Origin of the sequence: Pseudomonas sp. TNT2022 ID1044 (assembly GCF_028656895.1) — a bacterium.
In the GTDB taxonomy this organism is placed as follows: domain Bacteria; phylum Pseudomonadota; class Gammaproteobacteria; order Pseudomonadales; family Pseudomonadaceae; genus Aquipseudomonas; species Aquipseudomonas reinekei.
Genome location: NZ_JAMDHB010000022.1, coordinates 323,149 through 342,621, shown reverse-complemented (window position 1 = coordinate 342,621; position 19,473 = coordinate 323,149). Strand labels below are relative to the sequence as shown.

Genomic DNA, 19,473 nt, shown 5'->3' with positions numbered 1-19,473 from the left:
ACTTTCTTTATCCAGCCTTGTTGTGCAAAGTCAGGCTATGTAGCCCCGGTGTCATCGCCATGAAGCTTTGGTGATGCTTATATGACAGCCCAAAAGGAGCCTCTTATGCCCTGGCAAACCCTGTTGAATAGCCGCGATCGCCTGCCCGCCAACCCGGACCTGGGCGAAGGGTTCGCAACCCTGTTACAGCAATTGGGCACGGTCACGCCGTTCGAGTTGGCGGTGGCGGGCGGGCGCCTGATGGCGACGCCGGGGTTGGCGTTTCTGGTGGGGTATCAGGCGGCATTGCGCATGCTTTGGCCAAGCGCGCCATCAAGCCTCGGCGCCCTGTGCGCCACTGAGCAACGCAGCCTGCGCCCGGCCGACATGCAAACCCGCCTGAGCGGTTTGCGCGTGAGTGGGCGCAAGGATTTCGTCACCGCTGGCGATGCCGCCGACTGGCTGCTGATCGCTGCTCGCAGCGAGCAACCTGGCGACGATCCGCGCTTGAGTCTGACGGTGGCCTATCCCGATGAGCCCGGTGTGCGGGTGGAAAAGCTGCCGCCGATGCCGTTGATGCCGGATATCAGTCATGGTCGCTTGTTTCTGGATAACGCGTTGTGTGAACTGCTGGCGGGGGATGGCTGGGACGCGTACGTCAAACCGTTCCGCACCCTGGAAGATGTCTATGTGCTGAGTGCCATGACGGCGTGGCTGTATGGCGTTGGTCAGGACTGTGATTGGCCGCAGAATCTGCAGTTGCGCTTGCTGGCGTTGCTGGCTGGGTGTGCGGAGGCCAGTCGGCAGGCACCGAATCATCCGGCCGGGCATGTGTTGCTCGGTGGATTGTTTGCGCAGTTCGAGGGGCTCAAGGCTGAGGTCAATCAAGCGCTGGCCGAGGGACCGTCGGAGTGGGCGACGATGTGGCAACGGGATCAGGCGGTCATGGATCTGGCGGCGGGGGCCAGGGCTAAGCGTCTTGCCAAGGCATTGGCGGCGATCTGACGGGCCTCATCGCTGGCAAGCCAGCGCCTACAGGGATTTCAGGTGAGTGAAATATTGTGTACGACGCAGATCCTGTAGGAGCTGGCTTGCCAGCGATGACGGCCTCATTGACAACACAAGTCCCGGAACTGTCATCAACCTCGGCTAGGCTCAGCAGGTTCACTTCCAAGAGCCCCGCCATGCCCAAAGGCCTGTCGCTGTTTTTCCTGCTGCTATTCAGCCTCTCGGTCCACGCTGAAAACTGGCCCGCCGAACAATGGTCAACCGGCCCGACCGTCACCGGTCCAGCGCTTAACATTCTGGAGAGCTACGCATTTCCAACGCGCAACGACACCACCCGTCAAGGCATCCGCACCGATGCCTTGCTGGTGATCCGCGACGGCCAGTTGATCTACGAACGCTACGCCGGCCCAACCTCCGCCGAGACGCCGCACCTGACCTGGTCCATCAGTAAAAGCCTGATGGCCACGGTCCTCGGCGTGGCCTACGGCGAAGGCTTGTTCAAGCTGCAAGACCCGGTGCAGAAGTTTTACCCGCCACTGAAAAAACACCCGGACATGACCATGGCCGACTTGCTGCATTGGGCCTCTGGCATCGACTGGCAGGAAGACTGCGAATACGCGCCGTTGAAATCGTCGGTGGTGGCCATGCTCTACACCCGAGGCCACCAAGACATGGCGGCATTCACCGCCGGTCACCACCGATACGCGGCGCCGGGCCAGGCGTTTCGCTACTCCAGCGGCGACAGCAATCTGTTGTCCGCCGCGCTGAAAACCATCGTCGGTGCAAATCGCTATGGGGGCTTTCCATGGACAGCATTGTTCGAGCCGCTGGGCATTCGCCACGCGGTTTGGGAAACCGATGCCACGGGCACGTTCGTCGCGTCCTCGTACGCCTACCTCACCGCGCGGGATCTGGCGCGGGTCGGTTTACTGATGGCCCGCGACGGTCGCTGGGGCGACAGGCAATTGCTGCCCAAGGATTGGGTCGCTTTCAATCGTGAACCGTTCGACCACTACCGCGCCCATCAGGATGAGGCGGTCCCCGGCGGCCACTGGTGGCTCAATCGTGCGGTAGATAGCGCCGCGCAACCCTGGCCCGATGCCCCCGTCGATACGTTCGCGGCGCTGGGCCATTGGGGGCAGGCGATGTACGTGATCCCCAGCGAAAACCTGGTGATCGTGCGCTACGGCGATGACCGTGACGGCCGCTACCGGCACAACGAAATGCTCAAGCTCGCGCTGAAGGCTTTTGCCGGGAAGGGGCAGCCATGAGTGGTTTCATCAGGCGTCGACCGATCAGCTCATTGTTGTTGATCCTGCTGCTCGCCTTGCTTGGCTGGATCTGGCATGAGCGGGTCGCACTGTGGGCATTCCCCGACATCATCAGCGCCTACACCGCCAAGGAATATTGCTCGTGCCGGTATGTGATGAACAACGACGCCGAGTATTGCCGTGGCTATGTGAAACAGTGGCTGCCCACCAGCGGCTTTACCGATGACACTGCCAGCAAGCGCATCACCGTCAGCGGCATGGGCCGCAGCAACAGCGCCGCCTGGATCGGCGAACACCAAGGCTGCCGCTTATCCCCCTGACTGCGGCGATGCTTTTTGTGGCGAGGGAGCTTGCTCCCGCCCGGCTGCGCAGCAGTCGCAAAGTCAGCAACCCGGTGAATCAGACGTACCGCGGTTGCAGGTTTTTGGCGCTGCTTCGCAGCGCAGCGGGAGCAAGCTCCCTCGCCACAAGGGGCCGCCAGTGAGATCGACGGCCATCAGGTTCCACACCGTGGAACCACATTCGATTGTCCTCACGCGCGACTCGCGGTTATCTGGCGGTGAGCGCGACCTGCCTTGATGTGTCGCGAAATCAAAACGAACAAAAAGAACGGGAATTCACCCGGCCCGAGGACAATCGTCATGACCCGACATCAGCACATTCTCGCCTGGCTCAGCGACGTGGCCAGCGACCTGCACGCCACCCGCCAGGACATCCATGCCCACCCCGAACTCGGCTTCGAGGAAAACCGCACCTCGGCACTGGTGGCCAGATCCCTCGAAGCGTGGGGCTACGAGGTGCATACCGGCATCGGCAAGACTGGCGTGGTCGGTATCCTGCGCAACGGCAGCAGCCCGCGCAAACTCGGGATTCGGGCGGACATGGACGCACTGCCGATCATCGAAAATACCGGCGCCACGTACAGCAGCCAGCATCAGGGATGCATGCACGCTTGCGGGCATGACGGTCACACCACCATGTTGCTGGGCGCCGCACGTTATCTGGCGGCAACCCGTCAGTTCGACGGCACCCTGACCCTGATTTTCCAACCGGCCGAAGAAGGCCAGGGTGGCGCCGAAGCGATGCTCGCCGATGGCTTGCTCGAACGTTTCCCCTGCGATGCGCTGTTCGGCATGCACAACATGCCGGGCCTGCCTGCCGGTCATTTGGGTTTTCGAGTAGGGCCGATGATGGCCTCGCAGGATTTGCTCACCGTCACCATTGAAGGTGTTGGCGGCCATGGTTCGATGCCGCATCTGGCGGTCGATCCGCTGGTGGCGGCGGCGAGCGTGGTGATGGCGTTGCAAACGGTGGTCGCGCGCAACATCGATGCGCAGCAGGCCGCTGTGGTGACGGTCGGCGCATTGCAGGCCGGGGAAGCAGCCAACGTGATTCCACAACAGGCCATCCTGCGCCTGAGCCTGCGCGCGCTGAACGCCCAGGTGCGTGAGCAGACCCTCGACCGCGTGCGTGCGATCATCGAATCTCAGGCTAAGAGTTTTGGTTGCAGTTCGACAATCGAACATCGCCCGGCTTATCCGGTACTGGTCAACCACGCCGCCGAAACCGAGTTCGCCTGCCAGGTGGGTGTCGAGTTGGTGGGCGCCGATGCGGTGGACGGCAACACGCCCAAACTCATGGGCAGCGAAGACTTCGCCTGGATGCTGCAACGTTGCCCCGGTGCCTACCTGTTCATCGGCAATGGCGTGTCGCGGCCGATGGTGCATAACCCCGCGTATGACTTCAACGATGACATCCTGCTGACCGGCGCTGCGTACTGGGGTGCGCTGACCGAGAGCTGGCTCAAGCCTGCCTGATTTCCTCTCTTTCTACTGCCGCTGGACCGGGCGCGCGCTGGCGTGCCCGCCGTTACCCATCAGGTTTTTGGAGAGTTCCCATGCAGACTTCGAGCACTGGCGTTTCGCGCACCCGGCAGGTGGTCGCCGCCGTTATCGGTAACGCGCTGGAATGGTATGACTTCATCGTTTACGGCTTTCTGGCGAGCATCATCGCCCGGCAATTTTTCCCGTCTGAAGACGAATACGCATCGTTGCTGATGGCGCTGGCGACCTTCGGCGTCGGCTTCTTCATGCGCCCGGTGGGCGGCATTCTGTTGGGCATGTACTCGGACCGCAAAGGCCGCAAGGCAGCGATGCAGATGATCATCCGCCTGATGACCGTGTCCATCGCCCTGATCGCCTTCGCGCCGAACTACGCCGCGATCGGCATGGGCGCACCGTTGCTGATCGTGGTTGCACGCATGCTGCAAGGCTTCGCCACGGGCGGCGAATACGCCAGCGCCACGGCGTTCCTGGTGGAAAGTGCGCCCGCGCATCGCAAGGGTTTGTACGGCTCGTGGCAATTGGTCGGGCAGTGCCTGGCGGTGTTTTCCGGCGCGGGCATGGTGGCGTTGTTCACCCACCTGTTGACCCCCGAGGCACTGGACAGCTGGGGCTGGCGGATCCCGTTCATGATCGGCTTGTTGATCGGCCCGGTGGGCTTGTGGATTCGCAAGCACATGGAGGAACCGGAGGCGTTTCTTGAAGCGCGCAAACAGGCCAAAGGCGCCAGCCCGAGCTTGATGCAAGTGATCCGCGAACATCGCCGCGCCATTCTGGTGTCGATGGGCCTGGCGTGTGGTGCGACCGTGTCGTTCTACGTGGTGCTGGTGAACATGCCGACGTTCGCCCACAAGAATCTTGGCTTGCCGCTGGACCAAGTGTTGTTGGTGCAAATGCTCGCCGTGGCGCTGATGACGGTGATCATTCCATTGTCCGGTGCACTGTCGGATCGCCTGGGCCGACGCCCGGTATTGATGGCCTTCACCCTGGCGTTTTTCGTGATGGTGTATCCGCTTTACGTGTGGGTCGCGGCAGCACCTTCCATCGAGCGCTTGCTGGTGATGCAACTGTTGCTGTGCAGCGCGATTGGCGGTTTTTTCGGCCCGGCACCGACCGCGCTGGCCGAGCAGTTTCCGATTGAAGTGCGCTCCACCGGGGTATCAGTGGCCTACAACGTGGCGGTCATGGTCTTTGGCGGTTTTGCGCCGTTGATCGTCACCTGGCTGAGCAAGGTATTGGCGACACCGGTGGCGCCGTCGTTCTACGTGTTGTTCGCTTGCCTGCTGACGCTATTGGGGACTTACTGCATGCAGGAAGCTCCACGGGCAAAGCGATCTGTCGAACTCAACCTTGAGGTGAAACCTTGAGCATCAATCCAATTGTTGAAATGGACGCCGATGCGCTGTCCCGGGCCATCCATGGGCGGCAGGTGTCTTGCCGCGAGGTGATGCAGGCGTACCTGGCGCAAATCGAGCGCTTCAATCCGCAGGTCAATGCGCTGGTGTCGCTGCGTGCGGACGATCAATTGCTGGCGGAGGCCGACGCCTGCGACCGGCAGTTGGATCAGGGCCAGTCCCGTGGCTGGATGCACGGCATGCCGCAAGCGGTCAAAGACCTGGCCGCCACTTCCGGTTTGCGCACCACCATGGGCTCGCCGCTGTTTGCCGGGCAAGTCCCGAAACACGACGCCATCAGCGTGGCGCGGGTGCGTGACTGCGGGGCGATCATCATCGGCAAGAGCAACGTCCCGGAATTCGGCCTCGGTTCGCACACCTACAACAGCGTGTTCGGCACCACCACCAACGCCTACGATCCGGCGCTGGCCGCCGGTGGCAGCAGCGGCGGGGCGGCGGTGGCGCTGGCGTTGCGCATGCTGCCGGTGGCCGACGGCAGCGACATGATGGGCTCGCTGCGCAACCCGGCGGCGTTCAACAACGTCTTCGGTTTTCGCCCGTCCCAAGGCCGCGTGCCGCACGGTCCGCAGCCGGAGGTGTTTGTCCAGCAACTGGCGACTGAAGGGCCGATGGGCCGCACGGTCACCGATGTCACTCGGTTGCTCGGGACGCAGGCCGGTTACGACTCCCGCGTACCGTTGTCGCAGACGCAGGACCCGGCAATTTTCCATCAATCACTGGTGCAGGATTTCAGCGAGGTCCGCGTGGGATGGCTGGGGGACTACAACGGTTATCTGCCCATGGACCCCGGTGTGATGAGCCTGTGCGAATCGGCGCTGCAGGACTTCGCGGCCCTGGGTTGCAAGGTCGAAGCGTGTCAGCCGGATTTCTCCATGGAGCGCCTGTGGCAAACCTGGCTGACCCATCGCCACTGGCTGGTGCAAGGCAGCCTCGGTGCGTTGTACGCCGACCCACAGAAACGCGAGCAGCTCAAACCCGAAGCGCAATGGGAAGTCGAAGGCGGGCTGCGCCTGACGGCAGCGGATGTCTATCAGGCTTCGGTCAACCGTAGCGACTGGTATCGGGCGTTGAACGAGCTGTTCGAACGTTACGACTTCCTGTTGCTGCCCACCGCCCAAGTGTTTCCTTTTGATGCACAAACACCCTGGCCGCGCGTCGTTGGCGGGCAGAGCATGGACACTTACCACCGCTGGATGGAAGTCGTCATCGGGCCGACCCTGGCCGGGTTGCCGAGCATGAACGTCCCCGTGGGTTTCAGCCCGGGCGGCCTGCCGATGGGCCTGCAAATCATTGGCCCGGCCCAGGCTGACTTCGCGGTGCTACAACTGGCGTATGCCCACGAGCAGCTGACCCAGTGGGTCAAGCGTCGGCCACCCGGTTGTCTGCAAAACGCCTGAGCCTTTGGGGGCGGCGCGCATCTTGCTGTACTTTGAAAAAAGAGCAAGCGAGCGTCCATTCCGGCTGAGGGAGATCGAACCGATGGAGACCAAGGCAGAAACCGGCAGCGTGCGTTCGGTCGAGCGTGCGTTGGCGATCGTCGAACTGCTGGGCGAGCATCAGGCGTTGGGGCTGGAGGAACTGCATTACCTGACGCGCCTGCCCAAGGCCACCGTGTCGCGCATGCTGTTGACCTTGCAGGAGCAGGGCTGGATCTACCGCGGCTTGAGCGACCGGCGTTACCGTTTATGCGCCAAGCGTTTGTTTGGCGACAGCCAGCAACGCTTCAAGCGACGACTGGTGGAAAACGCTGCGCCGTTGTTGCTGGAGTTGAGCGAACGCACCGGGCTGGTGGTGGACCTGTCGTGCTTCGACGGCGAGCGGATCGAGGTCATGGAAAGTGCCATTCCCACGGTGCTGCGCAAACGGTACCCAAACAATTGCCAGATCGTCGGCCAGCACGCCAGCCTGTTTCATTCGGCCATGGGTCGGGCTTGTCTGGGGGAACTGGACAGCCATGAAGTGCAGCGCCTGGCCGAGCGTGAACGGTTGAGCGACGAAACACTGTTCAATGCCTCGCAAACGGTATTGCACCAAGGCTTTGGCCAACGCACCGAAGGTTACTGGGAGTACCCCGTGCGCTTGCCGTTCCTGATTCGCGCAGTGGCCTTGCCGATCCGTGCCGATGGCCGACTGGTCGGCAGCATGGCGCTGCACTGGCCGATGGATCAGGCTCCGGTGGAGCGGGTGCTGAGCCTGCACCTCAACAGCCTGGCCACGACCATTGGTCATGTGCAGCAGGCGATGGCCTGAGTGGAACTTGTTTTGGTTTAGAGACTCAAGGCAACACATTTCTTGCAACCTGTGACAGGCCGGTTAAGGTTCAGCACAGGTTTACTTGCCCCCACGAGTCTCTATGTCCAAGCGGTCAGTCACCCAAACCCTTGCTTTACTGCTGTTGGCCGGCGCTTCGCTGTCGGCCCAGGCCAACTGGTATCTGGACGGCGAGTCTTCGCGGCTGTCGTTCGTCAGCACCAAAAACGCCAATGTTTCCGAAGTGCAGCGCTTTCTGGTGCTGCACGGCAAAGTCGATCCCAAAGGCCTGGCGCAGGTTGAAGTCGAGCTGGATTCGATCAACAGCGGCATCCCGCTGCGTGATGAGCGCATGCGTAACAACCTGTTCGAGATCGACAAATTTCCCGAAGCGCTGATCACCACGCAAATCGACCTGCGGCCCATCAATGACCTCGCGCCCGGTGCGCAACTGGAGTTGCGGCTGCCGCTGACTGTCGACCTCCACGGCAAGCAACACACCTACGACGCCGAACTGCTGGCCACGCGCCTGGATGACCGGCGCTTCCAGGTGGTGACGCTGGAACCGCTGGTGATCAATGCCGAAGACTTTGACCTGGCGCCGGGTCTGGAAGCGTTGCGCAAGGTCGCCGGTTTGTCGGCCATCAGCCTGTCGGTGCCGGTGGGTGCGGTGCTGATTTTTACGGCGCGTTGACATGGCAGGGGCCATTTTTCCGTGGCGTGAAGGCAACCACTTCGAACTGCTGATCGACGGTCCGCAATTTTTCCCGCGCATGCTGGTGGCGATTGCCCGTGCCAAGGAGCAGGTCGAACTGGAGTTGTACCTGGTGGAGGCGGGCGCCTGTGCCGAGGCCATGGTCCAGGCGCTGGTCCAGGCAGCCGAGCGCGGTGTGCGGGTGCGTTGCCTGTTCGATGATTACGGCAGCCTCGCGTTCACCCTGACCTTGCGCCAGCGGCTGATGGCGGCCGGGGTCGAATTGCGTTTCTACAATCGCCTGAACTGGCGGCGCTGGGTCGGCAATTTTTACCGCGATCACCGCAAACTGTTGCTGGTCGATCAGAGCATGGCGGTGGTCGGGGGTACTGGCGTCACCGATGAGTTCTGGACGCCGGGTGAAGACGTCAGTGAATGGCACGAAGTGATGGTGGAAATCAGCGGCCCGCTGGTGCTCGACTGGCAACTGTTGTTCGACCGCCAATGGATCGCCAACCGCCATCGCCGCGCCTGGAAACCCGCCGCGCATTTCGGCTTGCCGCGTTTGCCTCGGGTGCCGTCGATGGGCGAGGGCATGGGCCGCGTTGCCTACGCCGACGCCCGCCAGCACCGCGACATTCTGCAGTCGTTGATTCGTGCACTGAACAGCGGCCAGAAGCGCATCTGGCTGGCCACGCCGTACTTTCTGCCGACCTGGAAAGTCCGTCGCTCATTGCGTCGTGCGGCTGGTCGCGGCGTCGATGTGCGCCTGCTGCTGACCGGGCCACGCACCGATCACCCGTCCGTGCGCTACGCCGGGCATCGCTACTATCCGCGCCTGCTCAAGGCCGGGGTGCAGATCTACGAATACCAACCGTGTTTCCTGCACCTGAAAATGGTGTTGATCGACGACTGGGTCAGCATCGGCTCGTGCAACTTCGATCACTGGAATTTGCGCTTCAACCTGGAAGCCAACCTCGAGGCACTGGACCCCGGACTGACCCGGGACGTGGCGGCGAGTTTCGAGAAGGACTTCGCGCTCAGCCAGGAAGTCAGCCTTGAAGCATGGCGACGCCGACCGCTGTGGCGGCGGATCAAGCAGCGGGTGTGGGGATGGGTGGACCGGTTGGTGGTGAATCTGCTGGATCGACGGGGTTGATCCGAATTCCTGAACACCCACAAACCACTGTAGGAGCTGGCTTGCCAGCGATGGGGCCATAGCATTCAACATCTTCGCTGGATATTACGCGATGCCCTTGTAGGAGCTGGCTTGCCAGCGATGGGGCCATAGCATTCAACATCTTCGTTGAATATTAAACCGCCATCGCTGGCAAGCCAGCTCCTACAGAGGGTCGTGATGTGTCGGGTTACAGCAACTCAAAACTCTGCTGCGTCACGTCCTGTGAATCCAGGCCGATCTGCACATTGAACTTGCCCGGTTCAGCCGCGTACTTGAGCTGGCTGTTGAAGAACTTCAGGTCATCCTCGGTGATGGTGAAGTGCAGGACCTTCTGTTCGCCCGCCTTGAGCAGCACTTTCTGGAAGTTCTTCAGTTCCTTGACCGGGCGAATCATCGAGCCGGTCACGTCCTGGATGTACAGCTGCACCACGGTTTCGCCGTCACGCTTGCCGGTGTTTTTCACCGTGACGCTGGCGTCGAGCTTGCCGGTCTTGTTCAGCGTGGTCGAGGACAAGGCCATGTCGCTCAGGCTGAAATCGGTGTAGCTCAGGCCGAAACCGAACGGGAACAGGGGACCGGTGGTGTCGTCGAAATACTGCGAGGTGTAGTTGCCCGGCTTGCCTGGCGTGAACGGCCGGCCGATGCTCAGGTGGTTGTAGTAGGTCGGAATCTGGCCGACCGAGCGCGGGAAGGTGATCGGCAGTTTGCCCGACGGGTTGTAGTCGCCGAACAGCACGTCGGCAATGGCGTTGCCGCCTTCGGTGCCGCTGAACCAGGTTTCCAGGATCGCGTCGGCCTGTTCCTTCTCTTCGAGAATCGACAGCGGGCGGCCGTTCATCAACACCAGCACCAGCGGTTTGCCGGTGGCTTTCAGGGCGCGGATCAGCTCACGCTGGTTTTCCGGGATGTTCAGATCGGTGCGGCTCGACGATTCATGGGACATGCCACGGGACTCACCCACCGCCGCGACCACCACGTCAGCATCCTTGGCGGCTTTTACCGCTTCATCGATCAACACGTTCGCCGGGCGCGGGTCATCGACCACTTCCGGGGCATCGAAGTTGAGGAAGTTCAGGTAGTCGAGGACCTTCTTGTCGCTGGTGATGTTGGCGCCACGGGCGTAGATCAGGGTCGATTTATCGCCCAGCGCGGCACTCATGCCATCGAACAGGGTCACCGATTGCGCCGGGCGACCGGCGGCGGCCCAACTGCCCATCATGTCGATCGGCGCCTTGGCCAATGGACCGACCAGGGCCACTTTCGCGGTTTTCTTCAGCGGCAGGGTTTCGTTCTGGTTCTTCAGCAGCACCAGGCTGCGACGCGCGACGTCGCGGGCCTCGGCGCGGTGCAGGCGGCTGTCGGCGTAGGTGTCGGCCGGATCATCCTCGGCCTTGCCGATGCGCAGGTACGGGTCCTTGAACAGGCCCATGTCGTACTTGGCGTCGAGCACCGCACGCACGGCGTTGTCGATGTCGCTCTGCTGGATCTCGCCGGACTTCAGCAAGCCCGGCAGTTCCTTGCCGTACAAGGTGTCGTTCATGCTCATGTGGATGCCGGCCTTGATCGCCAGCTTCGCCGCTTCACGGCCATCGCGCGCGACGCCGTGTTTGATCAGCTCGAAAATCGCCCCGTGGTCACTGACGGCCAGGCCCTTGAAGCCCCATTCCTTGCGCAACAGGTCGTTCATCAGCCAGGTGTCGGCGGTGGCTGGCACGCCGTTGATCGAGTTCAGCGCAACCATCACGCCGCCGGCACCGGCATCAATCGCCGCGCGGTACGGCGGCAGGTAATCCTGGTACATCTTGACCGGGCTCATGTCGACCACGTTGTAGTCGCGACCACCCTCGACCGCGCCGTACAGGGCGAAGTGCTTGACGCTGGCCATGATGCTGTCGGCCGCATTGGCGCTAGCACCCTGGAACGCCTTGACCATCACCCCGGCAATGCGCGACACCAGGTACGTGTCTTCGCCGAAGCCTTCGGAGGTGCGGCCCCAACGCGGGTCGCGGGAGATGTCGACCATCGGCGCGAAGGTGATGTCGAGGCTGTCAGCCGCGGCTTCCTTGGCGGCGATACGCCCGGACAGGCCGATGGCGTCCATGTCCCAGCTCGACGCCAGGGCCAGCGGGATCGGGAAAATGGTGCGGTGGCCGTGGATCACGTCATAGGCGAAGAACATCGGGATCTTCAAGCGGCTGCGCATGGCCGCGTCCTGCATCGGACGGTTTTCCGGGCGTGTGATCGAGTTGAACGTGCCGCCGATGTTGCCCGCTGCAATTTCCTTGCGGATCATCTCCCGGGGCATTTCCGGGCCGATGCTGATCAGGCGCAGCTGGCCGATTTTTTCATCGAGGGTCATTTGCTTCATCAGGTTGCTGACGAAGGCTTCCTTGTTCTCCAGAGGTGCGGGCGTCGTGGCGGCCAATACGTTATGACTGGCCAGGCTGACGAGCAGGCCCAGCAAACACAGCTTATTCATGAATAGTTTTCTCAAGGGCCCAAACGGCGATGTACACGCCGGCCAGCCAAAATTTAGGGAGCGACTATTGTTGTTCGGGTACCGGTGCAAAAAATGCCGGATACGGTTGTTTGCGCAGGGCATCTTTTAGCCCATTGCCCCGATGCAATCCAGTGGCGCGGCCGATTATGCCCCAAGAGCCGGCCGAGAGGGTCGCCGGTTGTTTTTTCCATGCCTGTGAAGGGAGCATCACTGATATGAATGTACGACAGTCCTACCGGTCGAGCCTGCAAGTTGCCACGTTATTGGTGCTCGCCACGTTGCTGACCGCCTGCGGTATCAACAACATTCCGACCCTCGACGAACAGGCCAAGGCTGCCTGGGGCCAGGTGCAAAACCAGTATCAGCGGCGCGCCGACCTGATCCCCAACCTGGTGGAAACCGTCAAGGGCTACGCCGCCCATGAAAAGGAAACCCTCACCGCCGTGATCGAGGCCCGGGCCAAGGCGACCTCGATTCAGGTCGACGCCTCAACCCTCGATAACCCGGAAAAACTCAAGCAGTACCAACAGGCTCAGGATCAGCTCAGCGGTGCCTTGAGCCGGTTGATGGTGGTGTCCGAACGCTATCCGGACCTCAAGGCCAACCAGAATTTTCTCGCCCTGCAATCGCAGCTTGAAGGCACCGAAAACCGCATCAGCGTGGCCCGGCGGGATTTCATTCTGGCGGTGCAGAAATACAACACCGAGATCCGCACCTTTCCCGGTCGGCTTTGGCACAGCGTGATGTACAGCGACTTGCAGGTACGCGAAACCTTCGAAGCCACGCCGGGTTCGGAAAAACCGCCCGAAGTTAAATTCTGATCGGTGCGTCACCACGGGCGAGGTTGCACATGCGCGTCTTGAAAGCTGGCCTGGTGCTGTTGCTGTGGGTATTTGCCCTGGCGGCCCAAGCCGAATTGAAGTTCCCTGAACTGACCGGTCGGGTGGTGGACAACGCCGGGATGATCGAACCGGTGGTGCGTGAGCAACTGACGCAACAGCTTCAGGCCCACGAAAAAGCCACCGGTGAGCAACTGGTGGTCGTAACGTTGCCGGATTTGCAAGGCACTGACATTGCCGACTTCGGCTATCAACTGGGGCGCCACTGGGGCATCGGGCAGAAAGACAAGAACAACGGCGCGCTACTGATCGTCGCGCGGGATGAGCGAAAACTGCGTATCGAAGTCGGCTATGGCCTGGAAGATCGCCTGACCGATGCGCAGAGTTCGGTGATCATCCATCAGGTCATCACCCCCGCGTTCAAGACCGGCCATTTCAGCAAGGGCATCAGCGATGGTGTCGCGGCGATGCTGGTGGTGTTGGGCGGAAATCCGCTGGACGAACCGTCGACCGTGTATGAATCCACCGGCGATCCGAGTGATGATTTCGTCTCGCGGCATCCGGGGCTGTTCGTGTTTTTGGTTCTGTTGTTCATCCTGACTGTGTTTGTTGGCCAGATGCTCGGTATTCTTCCCGCCGGCCGGGGCGGTTCAGGCGGCTCCGGTGGTGGTTTCGGCGGCGGCGGTTTTGGCGGTGGCGGCGGCGGGGGCTTCAGCGGCGGCGGTGGCAGTTTCGGCGGCGGTGGTTCGTCCGGCGGTTGGTAACAACACAAATGAGCAGGCATTTCACAACATGGCACTACTGACTGAACACGAACAACGTAAAGTCGCCGAAGCGATTGCCCGGGTCGAGCGTGACACCGACGCCGAACTGGTGACCGTGCTCGCGGCCCGCGCCGACGACTATGCGTACATCCCGCTGCTGTGGGCCAGCCTGCTGGCGCTGGTGGTGCCGGGGATCGTGCATTACCTGACGGGCTGGCTGACCCTGCACAGCCTGCTGATGGTGCAGTGGATTTCCTTCATCGTGTTGTGCCTGGTGTTCCGGTTGCCGAAAGTCACCACCCACCTGATCCCGCGCTCGGTCCGTCACTGGCGCGCCTCGAACCTGGCGCGCCGGCAGTTCCTGGAGCAGAACCTGCACCACACTGAAGGCAGCACCGGCATTCTGATTTTTGTCTCTGAAGCCGAGCGCTACGTGGAGATCCTGGTGGACGAGGGCATTTCCAGCCGCCTCGACAATAAGAACTGGGACGCGATTGTCGCCGCGTTCACCCAGCAGGTGCGGCAGGGGCAGACGCTGCAAGGGTTTGTCAGTTGCGTCGAGGCATGCGGTGAGTTGCTCAAGGTGCATGTGCCAGTGACGCATGTGCGAAATGAGTTGCCGAACCGGTTGGTGGTGTTGGGCTGATCTCACTGACAATCCCTCGCCACAGATTCTTTGCCGTTCGGGAAATTAGCCGTGCCGTCGCACGCCATCCCCCCTAAAATACCCGCCATTCTCGATCCGCCCGCCTGAGGCCGTTTTTTCATGTCTGTCACCGCCACTCCCGCCAGCCTCGCGCCGGATCATCACGCCCGGTTCATCGACCTGCTGCAAAGCAGCCTCGAGCAAAACGCCTTCATCAAACTGGTGCTGGCCAAGTACGTGGGCGATGAAACCGATCTGCAGCGGATTATCATCAAACCGGTGACGGTCAAGACGCAGCCTTGCCTGTCCTTCGTCTATCGCTACAAAACCCGTGACATCACCAAGAACCTGCCGCTGGCCGAAGGCGTGGCGAGCATTGCCGAGCTGCTGCCGACGTCGTTCAAAAATGCGCATTTGTTGGCGCTGACCGACGAAGCCCAGCTCGAATACAGCAAAAAGGGCAAGCCTTCGCTGTTCATGAGCAAACCTCAGCAATTGCGTGAAGTGCCATCCGCTGAGCACAACCGCGAGAAAAACCGTTTTCTGGATTTGAGCCGACCGTTCCTCGCCGACCTCGGCGTGACCAACAGCAAGCACGAGCTGATTCCGGCGATGTCGCGCAAGTGGAAGCAGATCAACAAGTTCATCGAAGTGTTCAGCCATGCGCTGACCTCATCGCCGCTGGCGCTGGACAAACCGGTGCGCGTTGCGGACTTCGGCTCGGGCAAGGGTTACCTGACCTTCGCCATTCACGATTACCTGCGCAACACCCTGAACGCCGAAGGCGAAGTGACCGGCGTCGAGCTGCGTGAAGACATGGTCACCCTGTGCAACGCGGCGGCCGCCAAGCTTGAGCATCCGGGGCTGGTGTTCAAGTGCGGCGACGTGCGCAGCGTGGCGCCGAGCGAGCTGGACGTGATGATCGCGCTGCACGCCTGCGACATCGCCACCGACTATGCCATCCACACCGGCATCCGCTCCGGGGCGTCGATCATCATGTGCTCGCCGTGCTGCCATAAGCAGATCCGCCTGCAAATCCAGAGCCCGGCGCTGCTCAAGCCGATGCTGCAATACGGCTTGCACCTGGGCCAGCAGGCGGAAATGGTCACCGACAGTTTGCGTGCGCTGTTCCTTGAGGCCTGCGGTTACGAAACCAAGGTGTTCGAGTTCATCTCACTGGACCACACCAACAAGAACAAGATGATCCTGGCGGTCAAACGCGCCGAACCGGTTGACCCGGCCCAGCTGCTGACGAAGATCCAGGAACTCAAGGATTTCTATCACATCAGCGAGCATTGCCTGGAAACACTGTTGCGGGCCGACGGCTATCTCTGATCCCTTGCAGGCGCCGGCTTGCTGGCGATGGCGATCTTGAGGGCGCCATCGCCAGCAAACCGGCTCCTACAGGTTCAGGCGGTGGCGACGCGGGCGGGTTTGACGGCGGTCTTGCGCCCCAGCATCACCGTCACAATCACACCGCCGGCAAACAACCATGTCACCGGCTCGACGTGTTCCCCAAAGAACAGCGCCGAAAAGGCGATGGTGAAAAAAATCTGCAGCAACTGGATCTGACTGACCCGGGCGATGCCACCCATGGCCAACCCGGCGTACCAGGCAAAGAAGCCGATGAACTGCGAAAACAGCGAAACGTAACCGAAAGCCCACCAGGTCTTGGCGGAAATCTCGCCCTGATGCTGCAGCGCCAGATACACCACCGGGCCGATCAACAGCGGCGTCGACAGCACCAGCGCCCAGCAGATCACCTGCCAGCCGCCCATTTCCCTGGCCAATCGGCCACCCTCGGCATAACCCAGGCCACCCACGGCAATCGCACCGAGCATCAGCAAATCGCCCGCCTGAATGCTGCCGGCGCCGCTGATCAGCGCGTAACCGAGCACCAGCGCACTGCCCAACGCGGCGTAGGCCCAGAAGGCTTTCGATGGACGTTCATGGGACAACCACGCGGCGTACAGCGCCACGCACAGCGGCTGCAAGCCGTTGACCAATGCACCGTGGGACGCCGGCAAGGTTTGCATGGCCCAGGCTGACAACACCGGAAAACCGAGAATCACCCCGGCAATCACCAGGCTCAGGCCTTTGATCTGTTTCCAGGTCGGCCACTTTTCCCGGCGCCACAGCAACAGCAACGCCGCCGGAACCGCTGCGAACAATGCGCGGCCAAGGCCATTGAGCAGCGGATGGAGTTCCTGCACGACGATGCGTGTGAAGGGCAGGGTGAGGCTGAAGATGACGACGCCGAGCAGGCCCAAGGCCATGCCGGTGTTTTCGCGGGAGGACATGATGGCGACCGAAATTGTGGGTTATTGGAAGTGCTTTCATCTAGCCATAAACCGTGGTGTTCGCGCTGTTACAGCTAGGCGCAGAGTTATCCGTACAGTTGGGAGCGAAGCTCTTGTGGCGAGGGAGCTTGCTCCCGCTCGGCTGCGCAGCAGTCGTCAAACCTGCGCACGCTTTCTCAAAAAAAGACGCAAGGGGCCGCTTCGCAGCCCAGCGGGAGCAAGCTCCCTCGCCACAAAAGCGCAGTGTCCGTAGTAGTCGGTTATTACCCACCCCCGCGGATAAGGACTACCTTGAATACTCCTGCATGCCCACGTTTCCCAGAGGAGTCCTCCCCATGGCCGCTAAAAAAATTCTGATGCTGGTCGGCGATTACGTCGAAGACTACGAAGTGATGGTGCCGTTTCAGGCGCTGTTGATGGTCGGCCATACCGTTCACGCGGTGTGTCCCGACAAAACCGCCGGCCAGACCGTGCGCACGGCCATCCATGACTTCGAAGGCGACCAGACCTACAGTGAGAAACCGGGTCACTTGTTTGCCCTCAATTTCGACTTCGCCAAGGTCAAGGCAGCAGATTACGACGCGGTGCTGATCCCGGGCGGTCGTGCGCCGGAGTACCTGCGCCTGAACGAAAAAGTCCTGGAGCTGGTGCGCGATTTCGACAAGGCCGGCAAACCGATTGCCGCTGTGTGCCACGGCGCGCAATTGCTGGCGGCGGCCGGGGTTCTCGAAGGGCGCGAGTGCAGCGCTTACCCGGCCTGTGCCCCGGAAGTGCGTCTGGCCGGCGGTACGTTTATCGATATCCCGGTGACGGACGGCCACGTTCAAGGCAATCTGGCCACGGCGCCGGCCTGGCCAGCGCACCCGAACTGGCTCGCCGGTTTCCTCGGTTTGCTGGGCACCAAAATCACGCTGTAACGAGGAACCTGTCATGTGCGAGCTCTACGTCAAGGCGGACCCGATTCTCTACGAATCGCGTTCCCGCTCGCTGCGCATCTGCGGGGTGGTGACCACCTTGCGCCTGGAGAACCAGTTCTGGGACATCCTCAGCGAAATCGCCGGGGTCGACGGCATGACCACCAACCAGTTGATCGCCAAGCTGTATGAAGAAGTGATGGACTACCGCGGCGAGGTGGTGAACTTCGCCTCGTTCTTGCGGGTGAGTTGTACGCGCTATTTGAGTCAGCGGCGGGTGGCTGCTCCGGAGTTGTCGGTGGTGAAGCGTTCAGTCAATTAGGTTTCAGCGTACTTACAGGCCCCATCGCCAGCAGGCTGGCTCCCACAGTGGATTTGTGTACATCAGTCCAATGTGGGAGCCAGCCTGCTAGCGATAGGGCCCACACAGGCGACAGAAACAGCAGGCTGGTCTTTACTCTGAAGCGCGCAACCTCTCAATCGCCAAGGAGAAACAGCATGTCCGGATGGTACGAAGTGAGTAAGAGCAGCACCGGTCAATTCCGGTTTGTATTGAAAGCGGCGAACGCCGAAACCATTCTGACCAGCGAGCTGTACACCACCCGCGCCGCAGCCGACAAAGGCATCGCGTCGGTCCAGGCCAATAGCCCGCTGGATGAACGCTACGAAAAGAAAACCACCAAGGATGGCCATCCTTATTTCAATCTCAAGGCCGGCAATCACGAGATCATCGGCAGCAGCGAATCGTATTCCTCCGACGCCGCCATGGACAAAGGCATCGCCAGCGTCAAGGCCAACGGCCCGAGCAAAGTGATCAAGGACAAGACCTTGCCGGTACTCTAAAAACACCGCACCTCCCTGTAGGAGCTGGCTTGCCAGCGATGGGGCCGGCACATCCAACGATGATGTCGTCTGACATGACGCTATCGCCGGCTAGCCAGCTCCTACAAAAGGGCTGTGCAGGGTTGCAGATCAGCGTAGGGCTTTGAGCAACCCTTGCAGTTGTTCACAACCGGCCTCGCTCAGCGGGAACACCGGCAGCCGCGGATCTCCGACTTCCAGATCGGTCGCCCGCAAGCCCGCTTTAATCGTCGCCGGCAAGCCACCCTTGAGGATGAAATCGAGCAACGGCAACTGGCGATAGAACAGCTCGCGTGCCTTGCCCAGATCATTGGCCAACACCGCTTCGTACAAATCCAGGTTGAGCTGCGGGATCAGGTTCGCCGCCGCCGTGCACCAGCCTTTGGCCCCGGCCGCGAAGGCTTCCAGCGCCAGCGGGTTGCAGCCGTTGTAGAACGGCACCTGGCCCTCGCCCAGGCGTTGCAGTTGATGCATGCGCTGAATGTCGCCAGTGCTCTCCTTGACCATGGTCACGTTTTCCACGCCGTTGACGATGCGCAGGATCAGGTCCACCGACATGTCGGTGCCGCTGGTGGCCGGGTTGTTGTAGAGCATGATCGGCACGCCGATGCTGTCACCGATGGCGCGGTAGTGGGCGAGGATTTCTGCTTCGCTGAGCTTCCAGTAGGACGTCGGCAGCACCATCACCACGTCGGCGCCGTGGGCCTCGGCGAAGCGTGCGCGGCGCACCGCTTTGGCAGTGGTCAGGTCGGACACACTGACAATGGTCGGCACGCGTTTGGCCACCTGCCTGATGCTGAACTCGGCGACCTGGTCCCACTCCGCGTCGCTCAGGTAAGCGCCTTCACCGGTGCTGCCCAGTGGCGCGATGGCATGCACGCCGCCATCGATCAAGCGGTCGATGGAACGCCCGAGCGCGTCAAGATCAACGCCTTCGCCGTTGGCGGTAAACGGGGTGATGGTGTAGCCGATGATGCCGTGAATGGTTGCGCTGGACATGGTGTCTCTCCG

Annotated in this window: 19 protein-coding genes; 16 read left to right on the top strand and 3 right to left on the bottom strand. The window is 61.5% G+C overall.

Annotated features, from left to right (window positions below):
• Window positions 1–105: 105 nt before the first annotated feature.
• The 9 genes from M5G20_RS24015 (at window position 106) to M5G20_RS23975 (ending at window position 9,617) form a co-directional block, all read left to right on the top strand.
• Entirely contained in the window at window positions 106–984 is an 879-nt protein-coding gene (locus M5G20_RS24015) for an acyl-CoA dehydrogenase family protein (protein ID WP_273921201.1), read from the top strand.
• A gap of 179 nt (window positions 985–1,163) precedes the next feature.
• Window positions 1,164–2,258 carry a serine hydrolase domain-containing protein gene (locus M5G20_RS24010; protein ID WP_273921200.1) on the top strand — a complete coding sequence of 365 codons (1,095 nt, stop codon included), beginning with the start codon at window positions 1,164–1,166 and terminating at the stop codon, window positions 2,256–2,258.
• Window positions 2,255–2,578 carry an amidase gene (locus M5G20_RS24005; RefSeq protein ID WP_273921199.1) on the top strand — a complete coding sequence of 108 codons (324 nt, stop codon included), beginning with the start codon at window positions 2,255–2,257 and terminating at the stop codon, window positions 2,576–2,578. The genes M5G20_RS24010 and M5G20_RS24005 overlap by 4 nt, the downstream gene beginning before the upstream one ends.
• A 321-nt stretch (window positions 2,579–2,899) precedes the next feature.
• Window positions 2,900–4,075 carry a M20 aminoacylase family protein gene (locus M5G20_RS24000; protein ID WP_273921198.1) on the top strand — a complete coding sequence of 392 codons (1,176 nt, stop codon included), beginning with the start codon at window positions 2,900–2,902 and terminating at the stop codon, window positions 4,073–4,075.
• A gap of 80 nt (window positions 4,076–4,155) precedes the next feature.
• Window positions 4,156–5,466: a citrate-proton symporter gene (locus M5G20_RS23995; RefSeq protein ID WP_273921197.1), complete on the top strand. Its 1,311-nt coding sequence runs from the start codon at window positions 4,156–4,158 to the stop codon at window positions 5,464–5,466.
• 2 nt (window positions 5,467–5,468) lie between these two features.
• Complete coding sequence (locus M5G20_RS23990; RefSeq protein WP_273921371.1) at window positions 5,469–6,911, top strand: amidase; 1,443 nt, start codon at window positions 5,469–5,471, stop codon at window positions 6,909–6,911.
• An 82-nt stretch (window positions 6,912–6,993) separates the two neighbouring features.
• Complete coding sequence (locus M5G20_RS23985; protein WP_273921196.1) at window positions 6,994–7,764, top strand: IclR family transcriptional regulator; 771 nt, start codon at window positions 6,994–6,996, stop codon at window positions 7,762–7,764.
• A gap of 103 nt (window positions 7,765–7,867) precedes the next feature.
• On the top strand, window positions 7,868–8,458 hold the full coding sequence (locus tag M5G20_RS23980) for a YceI family protein (protein ID WP_273921195.1): 591 nt from the start codon (window positions 7,868–7,870) through the stop codon (window positions 8,456–8,458).
• Between the two features lies 1 nt (window position 8,459).
• Window positions 8,460–9,617 carry a phospholipase D-like domain-containing protein gene (locus M5G20_RS23975; RefSeq protein ID WP_273921194.1) on the top strand — a complete coding sequence of 386 codons (1,158 nt, stop codon included), beginning with the start codon at window positions 8,460–8,462 and terminating at the stop codon, window positions 9,615–9,617.
• 208 nt (window positions 9,618–9,825) lie between these two features.
• Here the strand turns inward: M5G20_RS23975 and bglX are convergent, their stop codons facing one another.
• On the bottom strand, window positions 9,826–12,117 hold the full coding sequence (bglX, locus tag M5G20_RS23970; protein ID WP_273921193.1) for a beta-glucosidase BglX: 2,292 nt from the start codon (window positions 12,115–12,117) through the stop codon (window positions 9,826–9,828).
• 236 nt (window positions 12,118–12,353) lie between these two features.
• Here bglX and M5G20_RS23965 point away from each other — a divergent pair, with 236 nt between their 5' ends.
• The 4 genes from M5G20_RS23965 (at window position 12,354) to M5G20_RS23950 (ending at window position 15,722) form a co-directional block, all read left to right on the top strand.
• Entirely contained in the window at window positions 12,354–12,959 is a 606-nt protein-coding gene (locus M5G20_RS23965; RefSeq protein WP_212625557.1) for a LemA family protein, read from the top strand.
• Between the two features lie 29 nt (window positions 12,960–12,988).
• On the top strand, window positions 12,989–13,741 hold the full coding sequence (locus M5G20_RS23960; RefSeq protein WP_075947539.1) for a TPM domain-containing protein: 753 nt from the start codon (window positions 12,989–12,991) through the stop codon (window positions 13,739–13,741).
• A 28-nt stretch (window positions 13,742–13,769) separates the two neighbouring features.
• Window positions 13,770–14,387 carry a TPM domain-containing protein gene (locus M5G20_RS23955; protein ID WP_212625556.1) on the top strand — a complete coding sequence of 206 codons (618 nt, stop codon included), beginning with the start codon at window positions 13,770–13,772 and terminating at the stop codon, window positions 14,385–14,387.
• A gap of 120 nt (window positions 14,388–14,507) precedes the next feature.
• A complete protein-coding gene (locus tag M5G20_RS23950; RefSeq protein ID WP_273921191.1) occupies window positions 14,508–15,722 on the top strand; it encodes a class I SAM-dependent methyltransferase in 1,215 nt (404 codons plus the stop codon).
• 74 nt (window positions 15,723–15,796) lie between these two features.
• Here the strand turns inward: M5G20_RS23950 and M5G20_RS23945 are convergent, their stop codons facing one another.
• The gene (locus M5G20_RS23945; RefSeq protein WP_273921190.1) at window positions 15,797–16,687 is read right to left on the bottom strand and encodes a DMT family transporter; all 891 of its coding nucleotides are present in this window, start codon (window positions 16,685–16,687) and stop codon (window positions 15,797–15,799) included.
• A gap of 335 nt (window positions 16,688–17,022) precedes the next feature.
• Here M5G20_RS23945 and M5G20_RS23940 point away from each other — a divergent pair, with 335 nt between their 5' ends.
• From M5G20_RS23940 to M5G20_RS23930, 3 genes are all read left to right on the top strand, one after another.
• Window positions 17,023–17,604 (top strand): DJ-1/PfpI family protein, encoded by a 582-nt coding sequence (locus tag M5G20_RS23940; RefSeq protein ID WP_273921188.1) that lies wholly within the window; start codon window positions 17,023–17,025, stop codon window positions 17,602–17,604.
• Window positions 17,605–17,617: 13 nt separating this feature from the next.
• The gene (locus M5G20_RS23935; protein WP_273921187.1) at window positions 17,618–17,923 is read left to right on the top strand and encodes a ribbon-helix-helix domain-containing protein; all 306 of its coding nucleotides are present in this window, start codon (window positions 17,618–17,620) and stop codon (window positions 17,921–17,923) included.
• A 176-nt stretch (window positions 17,924–18,099) separates the two neighbouring features.
• Complete coding sequence (locus M5G20_RS23930; RefSeq protein WP_212625551.1) at window positions 18,100–18,444, top strand: YegP family protein; 345 nt, start codon at window positions 18,100–18,102, stop codon at window positions 18,442–18,444.
• Window positions 18,445–18,573: 129 nt separating this feature from the next.
• On the opposite strand, the gene M5G20_RS23925 is transcribed toward M5G20_RS23930, so the two are convergent.
• Window positions 18,574–19,461 carry a dihydrodipicolinate synthase family protein gene (locus M5G20_RS23925; RefSeq protein WP_273921186.1) on the bottom strand — a complete coding sequence of 296 codons (888 nt, stop codon included), beginning with the start codon at window positions 19,459–19,461 and terminating at the stop codon, window positions 18,574–18,576.
• Window positions 19,462–19,473: the final 12 nt, after the last annotated feature.